Annotated in this window: 18 protein-coding genes and 4 pseudogenes; 11 read left to right on the forward strand and 11 right to left on the reverse strand. The window is 67.8% G+C overall.

Translation table 11 applies throughout. The features are described 5' to 3' along the window. The first annotated feature begins 9 nt into the window (after window positions 1-9). From OG953_RS01480 to OG953_RS01505, 6 genes are all read left to right on the forward strand, one after another. Complete coding sequence (locus OG953_RS01480) at window positions 10-1,497, forward strand: sulfatase-like hydrolase/transferase (protein ID WP_405682022.1); 1,488 nt, start codon at window positions 10-12, stop codon at window positions 1,495-1,497. A gap of 59 nt (window positions 1,498-1,556) precedes the next feature. Then, complete coding sequence (locus tag OG953_RS01485) at window positions 1,557-2,384, forward strand: ABC transporter permease (protein WP_405691558.1); 828 nt, start codon at window positions 1,557-1,559, stop codon at window positions 2,382-2,384. Between the two features lie 4 nt (window positions 2,385-2,388). Next, on the forward strand, window positions 2,389-3,171 hold the full coding sequence (locus OG953_RS01490) for an ABC transporter ATP-binding protein (RefSeq protein WP_405682024.1): 783 nt from the start codon (window positions 2,389-2,391) through the stop codon (window positions 3,169-3,171). Further along, a complete protein-coding gene (locus tag OG953_RS01495) occupies window positions 3,168-4,181 on the forward strand; it encodes an aliphatic sulfonate ABC transporter substrate-binding protein (protein ID WP_405682026.1) in 1,014 nt (337 codons plus the stop codon). The genes OG953_RS01490 and OG953_RS01495 overlap by 4 nt, the downstream gene beginning before the upstream one ends. Window positions 4,182-4,248: 67 nt before the next feature. Further along, window positions 4,249-5,286, forward strand: coding sequence for a formylglycine-generating enzyme family protein (locus OG953_RS01500; RefSeq protein ID WP_405682028.1), 1,038 nt, complete (start codon window positions 4,249-4,251; stop codon window positions 5,284-5,286). 196 nt (window positions 5,287-5,482) lie between these two features. Continuing rightward, a complete protein-coding gene (locus tag OG953_RS01505) occupies window positions 5,483-5,866 on the forward strand; it encodes a hypothetical protein (protein WP_405682029.1) in 384 nt (127 codons plus the stop codon). A gap of 58 nt (window positions 5,867-5,924) precedes the next feature. Here OG953_RS01505 and OG953_RS01510 read toward each other — a convergent pair whose 3' ends face one another. The 4 genes from OG953_RS01510 to OG953_RS01525 form a co-directional block, all read right to left on the reverse strand. Beyond that, window positions 5,925-6,407 carry a hypothetical protein gene (locus OG953_RS01510; protein WP_405682030.1) on the reverse strand — a complete coding sequence of 161 codons (483 nt, stop codon included), beginning with the start codon at window positions 6,405-6,407 and terminating at the stop codon, window positions 5,925-5,927. 776 nt (window positions 6,408-7,183) lie between these two features. Further along, complete coding sequence (locus OG953_RS01515) at window positions 7,184-7,612, reverse strand: SRPBCC family protein (protein WP_405682031.1); 429 nt, start codon at window positions 7,610-7,612, stop codon at window positions 7,184-7,186. 310 nt (window positions 7,613-7,922) lie between these two features. Then, on the reverse strand, window positions 7,923-8,984 hold the full coding sequence (locus tag OG953_RS01520; RefSeq protein ID WP_405682032.1) for an alpha/beta fold hydrolase: 1,062 nt from the start codon (window positions 8,982-8,984) through the stop codon (window positions 7,923-7,925). A gap of 24 nt (window positions 8,985-9,008) precedes the next feature. Next, a complete protein-coding gene (locus OG953_RS01525; protein ID WP_405682034.1) occupies window positions 9,009-10,268 on the reverse strand; it encodes an esterase/lipase family protein in 1,260 nt (419 codons plus the stop codon). A gap of 590 nt (window positions 10,269-10,858) precedes the next feature. On the opposite strand from OG953_RS01525, the gene OG953_RS01530 reads away from it, so the two are divergent. Beyond that, window positions 10,859-11,341: an Imm21 family immunity protein gene (locus OG953_RS01530; RefSeq protein ID WP_331734568.1), complete on the forward strand. Its 483-nt coding sequence runs from the start codon at window positions 10,859-10,861 to the stop codon at window positions 11,339-11,341. Window positions 11,342-11,381: 40 nt separating this feature from the next. Here OG953_RS01530 and OG953_RS01535 read toward each other — a convergent pair whose 3' ends face one another. Together OG953_RS01535 and OG953_RS01540 are read right to left on the reverse strand one after the other, a co-directional pair. Then, window positions 11,382-12,533 (reverse strand): transposase, encoded by a 1,152-nt coding sequence (locus tag OG953_RS01535; RefSeq protein WP_405682036.1) that lies wholly within the window; start codon window positions 12,531-12,533, stop codon window positions 11,382-11,384. Between the two features lie 262 nt (window positions 12,534-12,795). Further along, window positions 12,796-12,990 (reverse strand): annotated as a pseudogene (locus OG953_RS01540) (ISL3 family transposase); the annotation flags it as partial. Between the two features lie 307 nt (window positions 12,991-13,297). On the opposite strand from OG953_RS01540, the gene istA reads away from it, so the two are divergent. Together istA and istB are read left to right on the forward strand one after the other, a co-directional pair. Beyond that, window positions 13,298-14,941, forward strand: a complete 1,644-nt coding sequence (gene istA, locus OG953_RS01545; RefSeq protein ID WP_405682038.1) for an IS21 family transposase — start codon at window positions 13,298-13,300, stop codon at window positions 14,939-14,941. Further along, on the forward strand, window positions 14,938-15,723 hold the full coding sequence (gene istB / locus OG953_RS01550) for an IS21-like element helper ATPase IstB (RefSeq protein ID WP_405682040.1): 786 nt from the start codon (window positions 14,938-14,940) through the stop codon (window positions 15,721-15,723). The genes istA and istB overlap by 4 nt, the downstream gene beginning before the upstream one ends. Before the next feature lie 162 nt (window positions 15,724-15,885). Here the strand turns inward: istB and OG953_RS01555 are convergent, their stop codons facing one another. From OG953_RS01555 to OG953_RS01575, 5 genes and pseudogenes are all read right to left on the reverse strand, one after another. Further along, entirely contained in the window at window positions 15,886-16,713 is an 828-nt protein-coding gene (locus OG953_RS01555; protein ID WP_405682042.1) for an SDR family oxidoreductase, read from the reverse strand. Window positions 16,714-17,195: 482 nt separating this feature from the next. Continuing rightward, window positions 17,196-17,755: pseudogene (tpg, locus tag OG953_RS01560) on the reverse strand (telomere-protecting terminal protein Tpg). 6 nt (window positions 17,756-17,761) lie between these two features. Continuing rightward, window positions 17,762-17,890 carry a hypothetical protein gene (locus tag OG953_RS01565; protein ID WP_405692437.1) on the reverse strand — a complete coding sequence of 43 codons (129 nt, stop codon included), beginning with the start codon at window positions 17,888-17,890 and terminating at the stop codon, window positions 17,762-17,764. Continuing rightward, a pseudogene (locus OG953_RS01570) lies at window positions 17,851-18,263 on the reverse strand (transcriptional regulator); the annotation flags it as partial. The pseudogene OG953_RS01570 and the gene OG953_RS01565, both read right to left, overlap by 40 nt. Before the next feature lie 118 nt (window positions 18,264-18,381). Continuing rightward, on the reverse strand, window positions 18,382-18,654 hold the full coding sequence (locus tag OG953_RS01575) for a DUF6225 family protein (protein ID WP_405682043.1): 273 nt from the start codon (window positions 18,652-18,654) through the stop codon (window positions 18,382-18,384). A 933-nt stretch (window positions 18,655-19,587) separates the two neighbouring features. On the opposite strand from OG953_RS01575, the pseudogene OG953_RS01580 reads away from it, so the two are divergent. Further along, a pseudogene (locus OG953_RS01580) lies at window positions 19,588-20,342 on the forward strand (IS5 family transposase). Between the two features lie 435 nt (window positions 20,343-20,777). After that, window positions 20,778-21,224 (forward strand): SRPBCC family protein, encoded by a 447-nt coding sequence (locus tag OG953_RS01585; protein ID WP_405691560.1) that lies wholly within the window; start codon window positions 20,778-20,780, stop codon window positions 21,222-21,224. Window positions 21,225-21,593: the final 369 nt, after the last annotated feature.

Consider the following 21,593-nt stretch of genomic DNA (forward strand, 5'->3'; position numbering starts at 1 on the left):
GGTCCGTCCGTGTCACCCCGAAACCTCCTGTTCCTGATGACCGACCAGCACCGGGTCGACACCTTGGGCTGCTATGGCAACACCACCATCAGCACTCCCGCGCTCGACTCCCTTGCAGCCGAGGGCACCCGGTTCGACAGCTTCTACACCCCTACCGCCATCTGCACCCCGGCCCGCGCCTCACTGTTCACCGGGCAACACCCCTTCCGGCATGGCCTGCTGGTGAATCCCGAGCGCAACGGCGGCGGACGCGACGAAGTCGAGGACGGTTCGCCGGTGCTCTCCCAGCCGCTGCTGGCGGCCGGCTACAACATGGGCCACGTGGGCAAGTGGCACATCGGCCGCGCCCGCGGTCCCGAGTACTACGCGATGGACGGCGAACACCTTCCCGGGGCGCTCAACCCCGTCCACCATCCCTCCTACGAGGCATGGCTGGATGCCAAGGGCTACCCCCGCTTCGCAGTCAAGGACGCGGTATTCGGCTCGGCGACGAACGGCACCGGCCGCGGCCACCTGATCGCCGGTCGCCTCCAGCAGCCGCCCGAGGCCACCGTCGAGGCCTACCTCGCCGACAAGACCCTCGAGCTGCTGGACCGCTACACCGACGCCTGGCACACCGACGGCAAGCCGTTCATGCTGTCCTGCCACTGGTTCGGTCCTCACCTGCCCTACCTCATCCCGGACGAGTACTACGACATGTACGACCCGGCATCGGTACCGCTGCCGGCCTCCATGTCCGAAACCTTCGCCGGTAAGCCCGACGTGCAGCGCCAATACTCCGCTTACTGGTCGGCGGACGACTTCGACGCCGACACCTGGCGCAAGCTGATCGCCGTCTACTGGGGTTATGTGACCCTCATCGACCACCAGGTCGCCCGCCTCCTGGACGCGCTGAGGGCCCGTGGCATGTGGGAGGACACCGCTGTCGTCTTCACCGCCGACCACGGCGAGTTCACCGGCTCCCACCGGCTCAACGACAAGGGTCCGGCGATGTACGAAGACATCTACCGCATCCCGGGAATCGTGCGCGTCCCCGGCTGCCCACCGCAGGTCCGCGACGACTTCGCCACTCTCATCGACCTCAACCCCACGGTCCTGGGGCTGGCCGGTCTGCCCGCATTGGAACCCTGCGACGGAGCGAGCCTGCTGCCGGTACTGGCCGGCGAACCGGCCGACGGCACCCGCGAGCAGGTGGTCACCGAGTTCCACGGCCACCACTTCCCCTACTCACAGCGGATGATCCGCGACCACCGCCACAAGCTGGTGTACAACCCTGACAGCGTCAACGAACTCTACGACCTCGAAGCGGACCCGCATGAACTGCACAACGTCCACGAAGCACCCGCGTACGCCGGCGTCCGGCGAGAACTGACGGCGCGTCTCTACCAGGAGCTCCTGCGCCGGGGTGACCCCGCCTACACGTGGATGAGCTACATGTCCGACATCGGCGGCAACCGCGCGCCCGACGTCGACGGAGTGGCGGATGAGGTGGCATGAAACAGCACGCCACATCCGCCGCGCCGACCCGGTGGTCGGGCCACTCGGAGGACGTCCCCATGGCGACGGGCGAAACCCTCGCCCCCGCACCACCCACGCCCGGCAGCGCACGCAATCCGGCCGGGCGGCTGCCCCAAATCCTCAGCCTCCGTGGTTCCCTGCTCTCCCTGTGCTCCGCGGCGCTCGGGCTACTGGTATGGACCGTCCTCGCCCATAGCAGCGTCCAGGGCTTCCCCGGCCCGCTGTCGGTGCTGAGCCGCGGATGGGAACTGATCCGTGGCGGCATCCTCCTCGACGACCTCGGCGCCAGTCTCAGGCGCGTCCTCACCGGCTACGTCATCGGTGTGGCCCTCGCCGTACCGGTCGGTTTCGCCATGGGGTGGTACCCGATCGTCCGCCGACTGATCGAGCCATGGCTCCAGTTCTTCCGGATGGTTCCACCCCTGGCGGTCATCCCGCTGGCCATCGTGCTCATGGGCATCGGCGAGACTCCGAAGATCTTCGTCATCTTCCTGGCCGCCTTCCTCTCCTCGGTGGTGTCGACCTTCCAGGGCGTGGTGTCGGTGGACCCCACACTGGTGAACGCCGCCCGAGTGCTCGGCGCCAAGGACAGCCGGGTGTTCCTCGGCGTGGTGGTGCCCGCCTCCACCCCCTTCATCCTGGTCGGCATGCGGATCGGCCTGGGCGCCGCCTGGGCCACCGTCGTCGCCGCCGAACTGATCGCAGCCCAAAGCGGGCTCGGCTTCCGAATGCAGCAGGCACAGCTGTACTACGACCTGCCCACGATGTTCGTCCAGCTGATCGCCATCGGCGCCGTCGGTCTGGCCATGGACCGGCTGCTCCTGCTCGCCGAACGCCGGCTGACCGTGTGGCAGGAAAGGAGATAGCGCCATGCCCTCCATCGAATTCCGCGAGGTCTCCCGCGACTTCGGCACCAAGGCCGGCGGCTTCCTCGCCCTGGAGAACGTGAGCCTCACCATCGAGGACGGCGAGTTCGTCACCGTCGTCGGCCCCTCGGGTTGCGGCAAGAGCACCATGCTCAACATCGCCGCCGGCCTGCTGGAGGCCACTGGGGGGTCGGTCACGGTCGACGGCGAAGAGGTACGCGGCCCCAGCCCGGAGCGGGGTGTCATCTTCCAGCAGTACGCGCTCTTCCCGTGGATGACCGTCACCGAGAACGTCGAGTTCGGCCTGAAGGTCGCCGGTGTCGACCGGACCGAACGGCGGACCACGGCCCGGCGGATGATCGACATGGTCGGCCTGGGCGACTTCGCCGACGCCCTGCCCAAGACCCTGTCCGGCGGCATGAAGCAGCGGTGCGCCATCGCCCGGGCGTACGCCGTGGATCCCAAGGTCCTCCTCATGGACGAGCCTTTCGGCGCACTGGACGCCCTCACCCGGATCGGCATGCAGGATTCGCTGCTGGAGACCTGGAGCCGGGACCGCCGCACGGTCATGTTCATCACCCACGACGTCGACGAGGCGGTCTACCTCGCCGGCCGAGTCGTGGTCATGGCCGCCCGCCCCGGGCGCATCCACCGGATCATCCCCGTCGACCTGCCGTATCCCCGCACCGAGGAGATGCGTCTGTCGGCCGAGTTCGCCAGCCTACGGCGGCAGGTCTGGAACGCCGTCTACCACCAGCCGAGCATGCTCGAAGGAACCTCCTCATGAAGCGCAGAACCGCCGGCCTGTGGGTCGCCGCCACCGTTCTCGTCCTCGTCGCATCCGCCACCGGCTGCAACTCCACGCCCTCCTCGTCCGCCGGCAAGACCACCCCGGTCACCTTCGGCTACATCGCGGACTACAGCGGCTCGGCCGCCCTCGCGGTCGCCGCCAAGCAAGGCCTGTGGCAGAAGGCAGGGCTGAGTCCCGACCTCAAGGCGTTCACCAACGGCCCACTGCAGGTCCAGGCGCTCGGCGCCGGCGACCTCGACTTCGGCTACCTCGGCCCGGGCGCCCTGTGGCTCCCGGCCTCCGGCAAGGCCAAGATCGTCGCAGTCAACATGCTCGGCCAGGCCGACCGCGTCATCGCCCGCCCTGGCACCGGCATCACCGAGCCCGCCGACCTGAAAGGCAAGAAGGTCGCCGTGGCCGAGGGCACATCCGGCGACATGATCCTCAACCTGGCGCTCGGGCAGGCCGGACTCAAGCCGTCCGACATCACCCGGGTCACCATGGACCCGAGCACCATCGTCACGGCCTTCTCCTCCGGCCAGGTCGACGCGGCGGCCATCTGGTACCCGCTGATCGACACCATCAAGAAGCGGGTGCCCGACCTGACCGAGGTCAGCCGCACCGAGGACTACTACCCGAAGCTGACGTTCCCCAACGTCTTCGTGACCCAGCCCGACCTGCCCGGCAAGAACCCGACGCTGGTCCGCAAGGTCACCTCCGTGCTGCGGCAGGCGGACGACTGGATCAGCGCCCACCCGGAGGAATCGGAGAAGGTCACCGCCGACTTCCTCAAGGTGCCCGCAGACCAGCTCGCCGGCTCCACCAAGTACGTGAAGCTGCTCTCCTCCAAGCAGCTGACCGACCTCACCGCCAACGGCACCGTCGACGGCTGGTTCAACGGCCTGGCCGACGTCTTCACAAGCATGGGCAAGCTCAAGTCGCCCTCCAACGCGAAGGACTACTACCTGGGCGACCTCTACAAGGCGGCAGGCAGTCCGCAGCAGTGACCTGGCCGGGGCCCCGGCCCGCCGGTCCATCCGATGCCGCCACGTGCGGCGGAGAAAGGATTCCGCGATGCCCGACATCATCCCTCCGGGCACGCCCCTGCCCTCGACGGGCGGCGGTGCGTGCTGCGGCCCGCACCGCAGGCCTGCCAGGACGGACACCTTGATCCCTGCCGCCGTGCCGGCGCACACGACGGACACGCTCCCTTCCCCCGTTCCCGTACGGGAGCGCATGGAGATCCTGCGAGGCATGGTCGCCATCCCCGGCGGCGCCTTCTGGATGGGCGGAAACGATCCCGACGCTGTCCCCGGCGACGGTGAGGGCCCGATTCGGCAGGTGGCGCTACGGCCCTTCCACATCGACGCCACCGCCGTCTCCAACTCCGAGTTCGCCGACTTCATCAAGGCCAACGGGTACGTCACGGAGGCCGAGCGCTTCGAGTGGTCGTACGTCTTCGCCGGCTTCGTCCATCCCGGCGCCCGCAAGCACGTCATCAACGGCAGCGTCCCCGGCGCACCGTGGTGGCGCGCCGTGCGCGGCGCCTGCTGGCTGGCCCCGGAAGGGCCCGGCTCCTCGATCGACGACCGTCAGGGCCACCCCGTCGTGCACATCTCCTGGCACGACGCCGCCGCCTACGCCGCCTGGGCCGGAAAGCGGCTGCCCACCGAGGCCGAATGGGAGCACGCCGCGCGCGGGGGGCTGGAGCACAAACGGTTCCCCTGGGGCGACGAGCTCACGCCCCGAGGCCGGCACCTCTGCAACATCTGGCAGGGCGAGTTCCCCCACCACAACACAGCCGAGGACGGCTACCTCTCAACCGCCCCCGTCAACGCCTTCCCCCCCAATGGTTACGGACTCCACAACATGACAGGCAACGTGTGGGAGTGGTGCCTGGACTGGTTCAGCCGCGACTGGCACGCCGTCGATACCCCACAGACCCGTATCGCCCCGACCGGCCCACCCAGCGGCAGCACGCGCGTGATGCGCGGCGGCTCCCACATGTGCCACCGCTCCTACTGCAACCGCTACCGGGTCGCCGCCCGCACCTCCAACGCCCCCGACAGCTCCGCCGGTCACATCGGATTCCGGTGCGCCTACTCCGGCTGACCTGCATACGCGCCGACGCCTTTCACCGAGTTGCCCGATTCCGTCCCTCGGTGCCGCCGAGCACCGAAGGGCGACAGCCAGATCCGGGCCACCCGGGTGGACCCCCGCCGGCGAGGAGATTCCAAGGCCTCGGAACTACAGCGAACTGGACTACGAGTACCTGCCCAACGGCGGCTGGGGCTCTCCAGGGAGCGCCATGTACACGACCTCTTGGCACACCTACCGGCTGTCGCCCTGGGTCGCGGTCAACACCCACACCCAACTCGCCCAGAGCTACGACGGCTGGCACGACCTGGTGATCCAGGTCGGCGACGGGCATGTGAAGTACTACATCGACGGCGCGCTGTTCGCCGACCACAGCGGGATCTACTACCCGCGCACCGCGATGGCGATCGACTTCAACCAGTGGTTCATCCCTGGCGGCCTCCTGGGTAACAGCACCCGCCGCACCTACCGTGAGCAGGTCGACTACGTGTACTTCGCGAAGGACACCATCCTGACCCCTGAGGAGGTGCACGCCCAGGTCGTCGCCTACCACCAGGAGAACGTGGACTACACGGACAACGTAATGTCCCCCTGACCTCCCAGGCGGTGAAGCGGGCGAGCGGCGACCATCTCCGGGAGCGTCTGGAAGCAGGTCATTTCGTCATCCCCCGGTCGCGGAACACACCACCGGCCGGCTCACCGGCGTCGAAGCCGTGGTGGACCGGGACCTCACTGTCGCCCTGCTCGCCGAACGGATCAGGGACGACATGCCACTGATCCTCACCGACGCCCCCCACGTCCTGCCCGACCACGGAGGGCCCGCATCCGAATGCGACGTCCAAGGGCGACCGGCTGCGCCAGGAGCTCGCGCGGATCACCTCCGGCACGCAGGCCACCATCGAATATCTGAACGCTGCTGACCCGCCGCGCACCGGAGTCCGCCACCGTTCGGCCGAACCTCGCCTGGCTGGTGAGTGCGGGGCGACAGCGAGGTCGATGCCGAGGACCGGCCGGATCCCGGCCGCGGTCGCGGTCTTCGCGAACCGGACAACGCCGGTCGCGGTGTTCCGGTCGGTCAGCGCGAGCGTGGCGGAGCCCGAAGCCAGGTCCGCCACAAGCGCCGCGTTGATCAACACCGGTTTCCCTGTCCTATGCTGGCGTGATGGGTGTGGGGATAGAGGTGTTGATCGTGGACTGGCCGCGGGTGGAGGCAGCAGCGCCCGGTGACCGGGAAGAGCTTGCTGATCGATGCCGCCTTCGGAGAGGTGTACAGCGACGACCTTTTCGAGCATGGCTGGTCGTGGCCCGCGCAGCCGGGCGAGGACTGGTACGGCAGGTATGCCTTGCGGAACACGTTCGGCTCATACAAGCCGCACTTTTGGGCCGGTCACCGCTGGGACCACATGCGCGACTTCGTCGAGCCGAAAGTGCGCGAGGTACTGGACCGGTTCAACGACGCGCTGTTCTGGCACAGTCTGGAGGACACCACCGGGGTCGGTTCGGGGCTCCCGGAGCGGCCGTGCACCTGGGACGCGGACCTGTTGCTGTGGTGTCCGCCCGATCATGTGCCGCTGATCGCCGGATGGTGGCGGCAGGTGGCACCCCACCTGGAAGTTTTGCGCGAGCCGTTCACCCAGCACGCCGCGGAGCCCAGCGGACGGATCACGACCTTCGAATCGTTTGCCGACCTCCTCACCGACTGGGGAGAGGTGGTCACGGAGGCAGAGCGCCGCGGCCGTCCATCGCTCAAGTCACCCCGCTGGCGAAGGCGCGCCCGGCCTACCCGTGCCACGCACCCCGCAGGACATGGGCGTATTCCTCGGCAACCTGCCCTTGACGGCTGTGCCGGACGCTGCCAAGGTCTGTGGCCGAGTGCGCCGGTTTTTACCCGAGCACGACCAGCACGTCGGGATCAGTGCCGGCTCTCCAGCAAGTCCTTGAACTTCTCCAGGTCGGTGCGGACTGTGTCCTCGATCGCATGGACCTGGGCGAATCCCTTCGGGCCGCCGAAGGTCGCCCGCACGGTGTCCGGGTCGTACTCCAGCCGGACTTGCAGCTGGGTGTGCTCGTCGTCCAGCGGGTTCACGGCGAAGGCGGCTTTCAGCTCCGGGCTGTCCACCGTCCAGTCCATCACCTGGCCCTTTCCGCGATCGGCGATGCGAGTCTCGAAAGCCTGCTCGTCGTCCCCGATCCGGACGTCGAGATGGGCTCGGCTGCTGCCGTGCGCAGCGGCACTCTTCACACCCTCCATGAACATCGGGTACTCATCGATGCGGTGCAGTTGCGCCCACACCTCCTGCGCCGGGACGTCGACGTTGACCTGTTCTTCGAGCCTGCTCATCGGGAGCCTCGCTTCCCGGCCCGGCCGCCCGGGCCATCGGTACTTCCAGCCTGCTCTGCTGCCAGCCCCCCGGCCACCCAGCCCGGTTCTGGCTCACATTCCGCGATCCGGTCACGCTCTGTGAGTGCGGGGGTCTTGTACAACGAGACGGGACACCGGGGCCGAGAGCGATCTTCGAATCCGGTGACAGCGAGACTGACCACGTACCGCAGGTGATAAAAAATCTTGGCCAACTGGTGACAACTAACGTGTCCCTACCGAACCCAAGGCGGTTCAGGTTCAGGTCCTCACGGGGGACAGCCCGGCCGCTTCACCGGCCCGCGGTGAGGGTGTCGAGGAGAGCGGCGGTGAACTTCTTGGATTTGTCGATGTGGACGGCGTGACCGGCATCGGGGATGGCGGTTTCGCGTACGGAGCCGCCCGCGGCGGCGTAGTGATCGAGTGCGTGGCGGGTCTGGGCGAGCATGGGTTGGGCGGGGCAGTGTTCGGCGCCGGGCCAACCGGGGACGGCGCCGAGTGCACCGAGGTGGGCGAGGTCGAAGAGCGAGGTGTCGGAGACGATGAGGTCGTCGGTGCCGCGGATCCAGCCGATGGGCGGTTTGGGGTCGATCCGGTGCAGGTCGTCGATCCGGAAGTGGGTGGGGGCCATGGCGTTGAGGACACCTCGGGGGCCGGGGGCGGTGCCGGGCCAGTGATCGCTGGGACGGGCGTCGCCGGGGTAGTGCTCCTCACCGGTGCGGGTGGAGAGCATGGCGTCGACGAAGGTGTCCTCAAGGGCAGGTCGGAGCGGCGGTTTGACGTAGCTGGAGGCAAGGACGGCGCGGGGGGAGAGTGGTGAGTCCTCGCTGCGGTCGCCTTCGGTGAGGCGCTGGACGAATTCGGGGTTGACGGTGCCTGCGCCGGAGCCGGCGCCGTCGGGGTGGTTGAGTCGGCCGTCGGGGCCGTGGGTGCCGCCGAAGCCGTAGGGGGAGACGGGGTTGACGAGGGTGAGGCTGCGGACGGCGGTGGGGTGATCGCGGAGGTGTTGGAGGGCGATGCCGCCGCCCATGCTCCAGCCGACGAGGTGGACGCGGTCGAGGGCGAGGGTGTCACACAGGGCGGTGAGGTCGTCGCTGAAGTCCCGGACGCCGCGGGTGGCGTCGACGGGGAGGGGGTCGGTGTCGCCGAAGCCGCGGAGGTCGACGGCGAGGGGGCGGTAGGGGTGCGGCAGGTCGAGCATGGTCTGCTGCCAGAAGGTGGCGGCGGAGACGTTGCCGTGGACGAAGAGGACGGGTTCGCCGGTCCGGTCGGGGAGTTCGAGGAGGTTGAGGGTGAGCCGGGGGGTGGTGATCCGTCGAGCGTGGATGCCGGGGAGGAGTGCGGGCGAGGTCATGGTCCGTCCTTGGGAGTGGCAGGGTCAGCCGAGCCAGGCGGCGATCTGGGCGCTGGCGGAGGAGTGCCAGCCGAGTTGGAGGTGGTTGGCGGTGGTGATGAGGGCGGTGTCGGCAACGTTGGCGATGCCGGTGCGGTCGAGGGCACTGCTGACGAAGACCACGCCGTCGCTGGGGCCGCGGTTCTCGTTGTAGATGCCGAGGACGTTGGGGGATCCGCCGGCGAGGAGGTAGGTGGCGACGGTGCCGGGGATGCCTGCCTTGTGGAGGGGGGTGATCAGGGAGCCGGCGTCGATGGCGGTCTGGATGCCGCTGCCGGAGGTGTAGAAGCCCTGGCCACCGTGGTAGGTGGTGTACCAGTCCTGTTGGGTCATGTCGATGCCGTAGGTGGCGTCCCAGCGGGCGAGCATCTGGCGCTGTCCGGGATAGACGTCGTAGCCGTTGGTGGGGGCGAAGGCGAATTCGGGGTGGGCGGTGTAGGTGCCGTAGCAGGTCATGTAGAGGTGGGGCGAGGGGGCGTTGACGCTGCCGCCGCACTGGGGCCAGATGCTGAATTCGTGGGCCCAGCCGTGGGCATAGGGGTAGTCGTAGCCGCCGTTGGGGCCGCCGAGGGTGATGAGGCGGCGTACGTCTCCGGCATAGGGGCGTCCCCAGGTGGGGCGCAGTGAGGAGACGTAGGCTCGGGTGGACATCTCCCCCTTGCTCCAGCCGACGAGGTCCACCTGGCTGACGCCGAGCCGGTCCTTGATGACGGCGATGGCGTCGCCGACCTGCTGGGCCTGCATCAGGTTGTCGCCCTGCTTATGGGCGAAGTTGACGGCGAAGACACGGTAGCCGCGAGCGGCGAGGTACTGCATGAGTCCGGTGCTGGGGCAGGAGACGGCACCGCAGCCGTAGCCACCGGCTTCGCCGGGGTTGGCCCAGGCGCGGTCGGCGTTGTCGTTGGCGCCGTGGACGAGGAGGACGGGGGTCTGGTGACTGCCGCTGTTCCAGCCGGGGGCGGAGTAGAGGAGGAAGCGGCCGGAATAGGGCTGCTTGACACCGCCGAAAAAGGTGCGTCGCTGACCGTCCTGGTCGCCACGGCCGTCCTGGGGGTACTGCTCGGCATGGAAACCACTGGTGGTGTCGAGGTAGCGGTCGACGCGGTCCCAGCCGTTGGCGACGGTGGTATAGGTGGCTTCGAGGGTGAGGTAGCCGGGTGGGGCGGCGTGGGCCTGTGTGGTGGCTGCTCCGAGGCTCAACAGTGTGAGAAGCAGGCCGAGCAGGGTACTCGTTGCTCTGCGCATCGCGGCTCTCCCGTCCGGGGTGGGCTCGGTGTTCCAGGACCGCCACGGTAGGGCGGTGCGGGGACCCACCCCATGGGATGGGCAGCCATAGATACGGGTCGAGGGGTGTGCGGTGTCGCCGTGTGCTGGGGATACGCGTGGGCTCCCCGGGGAGGCCAGGGCACCGGGGCTCGGTGATGCGGGTCATTCCCGAAGGGTCGGGGCTGTCGTCCACGCCGACGCGGTGGACGCGGACGAGGTGGCTGGAACCGGCGAAGCCCAGTGGGGCTGCTGGATCTCTTGGCAGCGCAGGCTATCCGCGCTGGTTCAGTGCCTGGGTAGGTCACGGTTCGCTGGCCGGGCAACCTCCAATTCAGACGCGCTGCTCCAGTCCGGGGATCGGGCATTTGGCTGTGTTGGTGAGTTACGGGTTCTGGCACAGATCTTGGGGAGCGATCGCGGAGGGTGACGGCATCGTTCGATTGCAAGGGATAGTCGCGGACCTCGGGCCCGTCACCGCGCACCCCGACCACCACAGGCATGAGGCCGCCCTGTCCGACCCGGCACATACGCTGTCGCCACGAAACTGAGATCCTGAAGCTGGAGGCGGCGTGTCTTTGACGTGGCTGGAGACGGAGGGCGGCCCGTTCATCGTGGTTCCACGCTCCGCGCTGGTGCACTGGTCGGGAACGGAGGGCGACTACGACCGGGCCTGCGAGGTGATGGATCTCGTTGGAGTCCTCGCACTGGCCGACGGAGCCGAGGCGCTCGTCCTCGGGGACGAACCTCTGTCCACCGCCTACCTTCCTGAGTACCGAGTCCTCGTCCGCTGGTGCTACGCGGAGAGCGAGGAAGGTGTCGCTGACATCATCCGGGTTGGACTTCTCACCGCAGAGTGGGAGGAAGGGCCTGAACTGAGCACTACTGGCGAGCTCGTCATGTTCGATGCCGCCTACTTCGGCACCGAAGTAGGGACACTCACGGCCAGCACCGCTCTCGAACTCGGTGCTGGCCGCTACCGGGTGGACTCGGCAAGCGTCGAACCCGATCACCTGACGTCCTTTCGTGTCCACCGATTTGTCGAGCTGGCCTGACCCGACGTTGGTACAGATCCTGGGGAGTCGTGGCTGAGGGTCACTGAAGCAGGATCATCTTGCGTAGGAGTTCGAATCCGGCTCGCCCGTAGAGCTGCCTCTTGATCTTCTTGATGCGGTTCACGGCGCCTTCGATGCTGCCGGAACTCCAGTCCAAGGTGAGGCCGGCTGTCACGGCGTCGCGGTCACGGAGCAGGTGAAGCGCGAAGCCGGTGAGGCCGGGTAGTTGGCTGGCCTCGACCGCGTCGATCCAGGCAGGGAGCATGGCGCCGAGGCGGCCCGTGAGTAACTCTCCGAAGCCACGGACATGCCCGGCGGCCACGTCCAGTTCGGGACAGCGAGCCAGGACACTCTTCAGGGCGGTACGTTCCTCCTCGGTCAGGGCCGTGGGGTGACGGGTGAGCCAGCCGGTTACCTGCCGCACTGTCGGAGGCCGCGGCGGCGCGCTGGCCGGAGCCGTGCGCAAAGTGGCGATGTGGGCGCGAACCATCTGGTAGGTGACGGGCGCGTTGTCGGCGAGGAGTTCACGGTGGAGGTGGGTGACGCTGGTGCATCCCTCGGCAAATCGCCGTTCCAGGTAGGGCTTGTAGGGGTCCAGCCTGCTGGACCGGGGCCGGTTCTCGCGGATGGTGTCCTGCCAGCGTGCGGCGGTCGCGTACCGGAGCACGGTGTTGAGGCCCCAGCCCAGGTGCCGGGCGATCGCCCGGCGTGAGTGGCCTTGGGTGAGCATCTGGTGGACCAGGGCGTGTGCGGCCTTCTTGCGCTCGGCCCGCCGGCCGATGGGTTCGCAGTCGTCCTGCGGCCGACTGGACTCTGGGCTGATCGCCTCCAGCAGTGTGCCGCTGGGCGACGGGCTGCGCAGGCAGTCGCGGTGGGCGGCGACGCAGGTCTCCACGGCCCGGCCGAGGCCCTGCCACAGATGGAACCGGTCAGCGACCTGCAGGGCATCGGGGGCACCGCGCCGGGCACCTTCGGCGTAGGCGCCGGATCGGTCCCGGCAGATGATCTCCACGCCGGGGTGACGGATCAGCCACGCGGCCAGCGGCCCGGCTTCACGCGTCGGGAGCACATCGACCACGCGATGGGCTTCCACGCAGGTCAAGACGGTGGAGTAGGTCTGCCCGCGGCGGATCGCGAAGTCGTCCACGCCCAGCACACGCGGCGTGCTGAACTGCGGATCGGGCAATGCCATGACCCTGCGTAGCAAGGTCATCCTTCCCGCGCCGAAGCCCAGCTGGGCAGCCAGCCAGCCAGCCAGCCAGCCGGGCGCCGGCCCGCCCGGCCAGGGCGAGCCCTACTCGCTCCAGGGCGTGGTTGAGCCGAGTGGTGAACCGTGCGTACGGGGCGGCCAACCGTGAGAACGGCTCGGCGAACGTCCGGCGCGGACAGTCCGCCGCCCTACAGATGAAACGCCGGACCATCAACCGGATCACGAAGCCCTGCTCAGCGAGCGGAAGATCCTTCAACCTGCGGTGATAGCGGTCGTGCACCCGGTTTGAGAAGCGGCCGCAGTCGGGACACTCCGCCCCGGCCACCCGGCCTCTCGCCACCACCTCGACTGTGCCGAAGACAGCGGTCACCGCTTCGACGTCCACCTCGTCGATACCGTCGAACACGAGCGAGTCCCAGAATGATGCATCGGTCTGCATGACCAGCACGATCACCGTTCACGGCCGACCACGGCAGAGACGACCAAAGACTTGACGGAGCGTCATTCTCGGCTACCGGACGACCAGGCGTACGCGGTCTCACGCGACCCAGCCCCTCACAATCGAACACCAAGGTGACGCTCAGCGACCGCTCCCCAAGATCTGTGCCAGAACCCAGTAGTGACGTCACTTGTCGATGAGTTTGGGAGGCGGCCTGAACCACGGTCGGGTGATGTTGATGAGTTTGGGAGGCACAGGGGCTCTTGCCAGGGCAGCATCGGGATGCTCTTGGTGAAAGGTGCTGGTCATGCCGCAGATGTCGAAGGTCGAGCTGTACGCGGCGATCCGGCGTAACCATCGCGATGGCATGTCGATACGGGAGCTTGAGCGCAAGCACGGCGTGACCTGGCGGACAGTGCGGAAGGCGTTGGACTCGTCCTGGCCGGAGCCTCGTAAGAAGCTGCCGCCACGAGCGACCACGCTGGATCCGTACAAGCCGGTGATCGACGAGATTCTGCGGGCGGATCTGGACGCGCCGCGCAAGCAGCGGCACACGGTCACCCGGATCTTCCACCGGCTGGTCGAGGAACACGGGGCGGACATCTCTTACGGGGTGGTGCGCTACTACGTCGCCGGCCGGAAGCCCGAGATCCTGGTCGAGTCCGGCAAAGCGCCGCTCGAAGCGTTCGTTCCGCAGACCCACCTGCCCGGCCACGAAGCGGAGGTCGACTTCGGTGACGTGACCGTGCGCCTGGCCGGCGAGCTGGTGACCTGCTACCTGTTCTCCTTCCGGCTGTCGTACTCGGGCAAGGCCGTCCACCGCGTGTTCGCCTCCTGCGGCCAGGAAGCCTTCTTCGAAGGCCACGTCCACGCCCTGCGGACCCTGGGCGGGGTCCCTCGGACCAAGGTCCGCTACGACAACCTGAAGGCCGCGGTCGCCAGGGTGCTGGGGCAGAGCCGGGGACGAGTTGAGGCCGACCGGTGGATCGCCTTCCGCTCGCACTTCGGCATTGAAAGCTTCTACTGCCGGCCCGGCATCGAGGGCGCCCACGAGAAGGGCGGGGTCGAAGGGATGATCGGCTACTTCCGCCGCAACCACTTCGTTCCCGTCCCCGAGGTCTCCTCGCTCGCCGAGCTGAACGAGATGGTCGAACAGTGGGACCGGCAGGACGAGGCCCGCCGCATCGGGTCCAGGCCCAAGACGGTCGCGGAGTACTTCGCACTCGAACAGCCACTACTGATGCCGCTGCCCGAGGAACCGTTCGAGACAGGCCGGGTGTTCACGCCGCGGGTCGACCGCTACGGTCAGATCCCGGTCCGCACCAACCGCTACTCGGTCCCGATCCGGCTGATCGGCAAACGCGTGCGTGTCGTGCTGCACGCCTCTCATCTGGTGGTTTACGACCAGAACGTGGAAGTGGCCCGGCACGAACGGCTGATCGCAAAGGGCGCCGTCCGTCTGGACCTGGACCACTACCTGGAAGTCCTGGTCCGCAAGCCCGGCGCCTTCCCCGGCTCCACCGCCCTCGAACAGGCCCGCTCCGCAGGCAGGTTCACCCCGGTCCACGACGCCTGGTGGGACCAGGCCCGCAAGATCCACGGCGAGCGGGACGGCACCCGGGCCTTGATCGAGGTCCTCCTGCTGGGGCGTCACCTGCCGCACGAGCATGTCGTCGCCGGCCTGGCCGCGGCCCTGCGGGCCGGGGCCATGACCGCTGACGCGGTCGCGCTGGAGGCCCGCAAGGCCGCCCAGGCCGAGACCGAACCGCCCTCTGCGGTTGGGCAGCCGGTTTCCGGCAAGCCGTCGGCGACGGTGACGTCGTTGCACGAGTGGCGGCTCGCTCACCTTCCGCCAGACACCAGGCCGCTGCCATCAGTGACCCCCTATGACCAATTACTCCGACACCGCCGCACCAGCGGCGGTGACCACCGTGAGGGAGAAGCACAGTGACCACCCTGCCCCGCCAGCGAGGCTTGACCGAACAGGCTGCCGACGCCGCCATCGACAGCGCCTGCCGCCTGCTGCGGCTGCCCTCGATCCGCAACGAGTTCTCCGACATCGCCGAGCGGGCGCTGAAGGACCAGATGAGCTACCGCGGGTTCCTCGCCGAGCTACTGATGGCCGAGTGCGACGACCGGGCACGACGCCGCTCGGAGAGGCGGATCAAAGCCGCCGGCTTCCCGCGGGAGAAGTCGCTGCGGGCGTTCGACTTCGACGCCAATCCGAACATCGACGCCGCGACCATCCACACCCTCGCCAGCTGCGAGTGGATCAAGAAGAGCCAGCCGCTCTGCCTGATCGGGGACTCCGGCACCGGCAAGTCCCACATGCTCATCGCGCTCGGCACCGAGGCGGCGATGAAGGGCTACCGGGTCCGCTACACGCTCGCGACGAAGCTGGTGAACGAGCTGGTCGAGGCCGCCGACGAGAAGCAGCTGAACAAGACCATCGCCCGCTACGGCCGCGTCGATCTTTTGTGCATTGACGAGCTCGGATACATGGAACTCGACCGCCACGGCGCCGAACTCCTCTTCCAGGTCCTGACCGAACGTGAGGAGAAGAACAGCGTCGCCATCGCCTCCAACGAGTCCTTCGGAGGCTGGACCAAGACCTTCACCGACCCCCGCCTCTGCGCGGCCATCGTCGACGGCACCATCATCGAGACCGGCACTGACTCCTACCGCCTCGCCAGCACCCGAGCCCGGGCCGCGGAACCCGCCAAGGCCGGCTGACACATCTGCGGGCCCGCAGCCCCGACGGCTTACCGCCCTCACAGGCGGCGAGTCGTCATCAGAAGAACAGCCGGCCCGACACGCGGTCTCCCGGTTTGGGCCTTCAGCGCTCCTGGATTCCGATCTCTGGCGTTGCGGGATTAACGGTTCTACGAGCGTGTCCTACCTATTCGCCAAGAACTCGTCGAACGTACGCGGCGCACGCCCGGTCAGCTCCCGCACCGCCGTCGTCACCTCAGACATCGCGCCAGCTGCCATCTCTGCGTAGAGCCGCAGAAGGTCATCTACGAACCATCCGGGCAGCCCCTGCGCTCGTAGGCCCTCAGCTGCCTCCTGAGGCGTCAGATCTTGGAAGGGAATGGCGAGCTTGGCGGCGATCTCCTCATGCGTCAGCGCCTCCGGCCCGGTGAGCGCATAGGTTTCGCCGTTTCGGAGCGGGTCTGTCAGCAGCATTGCGGCACAGGCGGCGACGTCGTAGGCGTCGATGTACGACACACGTCCCGCACGGTACGGACCTTCCAGGACAGCGCTGTGGGTGAAGCCGCCCTCGCCGGTGAAGAAATTCTGCATGTAGCCGGTGGGCTGAAGTGACGCCCACCGCAGGCCAGACGCCTCGAGGTACTGCTCGATCTCCCAGTGCGCGCGTACGGACAGCTTCGCGTCCGGGCCGGGTTGCCATGCCGATATCTTCACCACCCACGAGACCCCGACAGCCCGTGCCGTGTCGATGACGCCGGTCTGCTGCCGGATCATCGGCTGCTGCCCATCCACGGGAAGCGCGCCGCCGCTGTTGAGCAGAAGACGGTCAACGCCCTTCAGGGCGGACATCATCGACACCGGATCGTCGAAGTCCCCGACCGCGAACTCGCAGTCCAGCTCCTTGCCCTTACGCGCGTCCCGCACCAGCGCCCGAAAGGGCACGTCCGCCTCCGTAAGCATCCGTACCAGGTACCGGCCAATGGTGCCGGTCGCACCCGTCACAAGAATCATCCTGTCCCCACTGTCCGAGAAGGCGTCAAGAGTCCTCGCCAACATTACCGGAGGGTCCATCCGCTTACCGAGTTCAGGGACGCACCACCAAGCATGTTCATACCCGCGCTCAGAGACATTCGTCGGTGCACCTCAGCGGCTGGCCGATCTGACGGCCAGCCTGTCGCCCCGCGTTCCCGGCCACTTCGCTGCCGTCATTTCTCATCGAAATTCACAAGCCAACTGATCACCAAGTGACTCCGGAACCCGTCGACAAACGCTGTCCCCAGAGATGAACGAAGCCACCGCCAGCGTGCATGAGACGGGACACCCGTCGGCAAACAGGGACGTCACGCTCGGCAATCTCGGTGACAACAAGCCTGCCTTCGTGACAGCTACCGTACTTCGGCTCAGGACCACTGTGGTCGGGTAGCCGGATCACGGCAACGTGATCCGGCTACCCGACCACAACCTCCGGTCCGGGGCTCGCGGTGTTCGGGGACCTACAGGTCGAACTCGATGTACTCCAAGTCGGTGAGCCGGATCTCTTCCAGGCCCCCGACCTCGCGGCCGTTGTCCTGGAAGTACACCTTTTTGAGCGCTTCAGCAGCGACTCTCTGGCGGTCGGCATCGCTGGCGCCCTGCTCCTGAGCGTCGCAGAGCTTGGCTGCTTGGTGCGCGGTGGCAGGCCACGGTGAGGTGGTGCAGCCGGTCCTGGGCGGTGGAGCCGATCGGAGCGGTGTAGCCGAGCCGGGCGCGGGCGTCGATGACGATGTCCCCGGTGGAGGCCGCGTTCTTCTTGGCCTTCTCCCTGATCTGCGGCTGCCGGCGGACCTTCACTTCGCGCTCCAGGCGTGCGGCGAGATCCGGGCGGGGCTTCTTTATCTGGTCCTTCACGTGCCGTTCCACGGTGCGCTGGGAAACCCGCAACATCTGGGCGACGGCCTTGGTGCCCTTGTACTGCTTGACGAGGTACCGCATGGGCACCGACCGACTTCGGGTTCGGGTGAGTGAATGTCTTCTGCACCGCCTTGTCCAGGCCGTCGCCGAACATGCTGCTCATCGCGGTCTACTCCCCGTCGTCCTTGCTGGTGACCTGCCCGTCCTTGATGTACTGGGCGAGGTTGAGGTCCTGGCCGTACTGCTCCCGTACGCCCTCGCCCCCCAGGGTGGTCCGGGAACCTTCGTGCTTGGCCATCCGGTGGCCTTCACCGCGGACACCACGATCGCGATGTGAGGATCGCGCTGCCGGTAGCCGTCCATCGCTTCCAGGAAATCGGCCAGAGAGGTCGCCGGGTGACGCCCAGGTCGGCCATCGTCGCCACGTAGGCGTCACGCAGCCGGTTGTACCAGCCGTCCAGGTAGCGGCCGTTGCCATACCGAACATACGCCTCGGTCGGCGCGACCTCGTAGCCGAGCTCCAACGCGTACGCCACCGTCGGCGTGGCGTAACAGGCCGGGCCTTCGGGCCGCTCGCCCTTCAGCGTGAGCGGACTGGGCAGCAGATCCCCTTCGAACTGCTTCCACTCCTTGCCGACCAGCACGCGGGACAGGTCGACGTGGCAGAGGTCCTGGGGGCCCCACCAAGGAAACTTGTCGACGCGCAGATGTTGTGCGTCGAGGGAGAGTTCAGCCTGGTCCGCGAGCGGGCGGTGGGTATCGGAGGCGGGGGGCGTCCCCACGGCTGGTTCAGTCGAGCAGGTCGTACCTGTCGGCTTTCCAGTCGGCGAACAGCGTCATCGCCTTCTCGGTTTCGGTACGTTCGGGTGTGGTGGATGTGGCCGGCCACCAGTTCTCAACATGGTGGGCGTCGACGAGGACGGATTCGCGGTACCCGTCGAAGCTGCCGGGGTCTTCGGCGACACCGATGTGGATGGGCGTGTCATCGGGCAGGTCTTTGATGGCTTCGCGGAGTTGTGCGGCGTTCCATACCTGCGGGGCGTGGTCAAAGGTGTCGGCCATGGGCACAGGATGCAGGACCGGACGGGCAGTCCAGGTGAGGACACGGCTGCACTCCGGGCCAGAAGGCTGATCCGGGGTACAGGCGGCTGGGGTGGAGAACGGAACACCAGAGGCGAACTCAGCCCAGCCGGTGGACACCGTACCGGGCTAGAGCTGCGGTACGTACCGGCCGGGCCACCGACTGGTGGCACTTCCACCCCGACCACTTCCCCGACGGCCCCGGCGTGGACGACGGCATTGTTGTCCGGACCAAGCTTCGCCGTCGGCAATATCGAGCAGCCGCTCAACGCGTTCCCGGCGACGTGCGCCGGGCTCCAGCCGGCGTGCCCGTTCCCCCGCCGGCCGGCTGGAAGAGCGTGGCGCGGGAGCCGTGCGGTACGCCGCCCATCGAACCGGTCGGAGCGTGGAGCCCCCGCTGGGAGGCGGCGGTCGCGGCGGCGCTGGCGCATCTGGTGACGGCCTGCGAGAACGGTCAGGTGGCCCTCCCCGACGGTCTCGTCGCGGAGATGTTCGGCCGTAGGGTTGCCGTGCTGCTCCCATCGGGGCCTTCGGCGAAGTCCGTAGGCCTGGTCGGCCCGGGGTCGCCGCGGCACGGCCCGCCCCCAACATCGCTTTCGTCCCCCGGCATCCGCGGACCGGCGAGCCGTGGCGGCCGTCCGGCGCCGGGGCGACTGTGCCGCTGGCCACGGAAGTCCGGGCGTATCCGGCCTTCCCCCGGGAGACCTCGCCGCTTCCGGCGTCCGGCACGCTGCCGGACGGTGTCCTCCGCGACGACTATCCGCTGCCGCCGCACCCGATGTACACGTTCCGGCCGGACAAGCGGGTGTTCCTGGGCACGCTGGCGAGGCTTCCCGCCGTCAGCCGGCCGTGGCTGCACGAGCTCTACGACCGGGTGCGGAAAGAGCGGAACACCTTCCTGGGCTGGGGGGACGGATCGCAAGGCGGTGGAGGGAGCCGACGCGGAGCGTCGCGATCGACATCGGATGCCCGCCCCAGCACGACCTGCGCCGGATCACGGATGCGATCTTGTACGTAGACCGGACCGGGATTCCCTGGCGCTATCTCACCCACGACTTCGCCCCGTGAGAAACCGTCTACACCGTCTACGGATACTTTGCGCTCTGGCAGAAGGACGGCGCATTCGTCCAGCTCAACGGCCTACTCAGGCGGTTGGTACGGGAGACCGAAGGCCGGGACCCCGATCCGAGCGCATGCGAGCTGGACGCCCAGAGCTCAAAACCTCCGCCAACGTGCCCACGGCCGGCCAGGGCATCGACGCGGGCAACAAGATCGCAGGTCGCAAGCTTCACATCGGCATCGATACCCTCGGCCTGCTGCAGGCCGTCTGGGTCACCGACGACACCGGCGGCATCCACCAGCTCCCCCACATCGCCCACACGAACCCCCGCGTCACCAAGGCATGGGCCGACACCGGTTACCACACCAAGGTCATCGACCACGGCGCCCTCCACGGCTTTGACGTCGAAGTCACACGCCGCGACCCCGAGGCAAAGGGCTTCGACGTCATCCCGCGGCGGTGGGTCGTGGACAGGACCTTTGGCTGGCTGATGAACCGCCGCCGCCTCGCTCGCGACTACGAGACCCACCCACACCGCTCCCAAGCCGTGATCGACCTCATGAGCCGCTGGCTCACCCGAGAATCCACCCCGAACCGGCGCGACACCTGAACCTCGAATCAAACGCCCCACCGTGCGACCGGACGACCGGAGTTCTGTACCTCACGGACCGCTCGCTCACGCAGCTCGTCGGGATACTTCCGGAGTGCAGGCATCAGACATATGCCTCCCATCTGCCGAGGCGATCACGCCTGGCTTCAGAGCCGCTACGGAATCCGGTTCAGCTCAGCCCCGTATGGACCTGTCGGATTGTGCAGGTGGTGCGGTCGGCATGAGGCTGGAGGCCAAGACCGTGGGCGGCCGGACCAGGAACCCGGTGCGGCCGCCAGGCGATCCGCGCGCGCACACCGGCTGACCCATCGCCAGAGTCTCGCGACGGGCTTCGCGGCTGCCGAGCGCCTGCCGTGCCGGACGGCCTCGTCCCGGAGGAGCCATGACCGGCAGCATCTCCCATATCCCTCATCCTCCAGAAGGAACGTGAGCAGCGTGGCCCGGAACTGCCGTCTGATCCTGAGCTCGCCGTCCGAGGTCTGGGGCCTGCTGTCCGACGGCCACCGCTACGGGGAGTGGGTGACGGGAACCCAGCAGGTCCTCGCCGCGGACCCGCACTGGCCAGAAACAGGCGCCCGCCTGAAAGTCCGAGTTGGTGCCGGCCCCCTGACCCTCGACGACACTTGCGTCGTCCGCATCTGCGAACCGCAACACCGCCTCGAACTGGAAGCGAAGGCAGATCCTTTCGGCGCAGCTCGCATCGCCATGAACTTGGTCCCCTGGGGCGAGAACACCCTCTTAGTCCTCGACTGGCACCCTCTCCGGGGCCCCGGCACCCGGATGCACGGACTCCCCGTGGATTACATCGTCGCGGTCCGCAACGGCATGATGCTAACGAAGCTGGCCCGGATCGCGATGCGCGAGCATGGCGGAAGCGCTTGAGGCATCTTGCAGAACACCCGGGGCGGATCAATCAGTGCTCTTTCAGCATCCTTGTCGACGGTGTAGGCACTTACGCGGTCCAGCTGCCAGCCTTCTTCTTCAATGAGCTGGATCGCCTGCGATATCTGATTCTGCACCGCCCGCCCCACGTTCCCTGTGTAAGTCATCCAACGCCCGTTGACGGGAACGACCACGGTGTAGATAGCGCGGTCTGCTTGGCGTTACTGACGGGCTCCCTGATTCGAACGACACACGGCTTCCTCGCTCCGGAGCGATCGTAGGGCGGTCGTACAAGGTCACACTGCTCCCTTTCAGGCCATGCGCGCAGCCAAAATCAGCGGGCTCTTGGCCGGGCACCGCCGGTGGCGC

It is taken from the genome of Streptomyces sp. NBC_00057, from assembly GCF_045041165.1.
Taxonomy (GTDB): Bacteria; Actinomycetota; Actinomycetes; order Streptomycetales; family Streptomycetaceae; genus Streptomyces.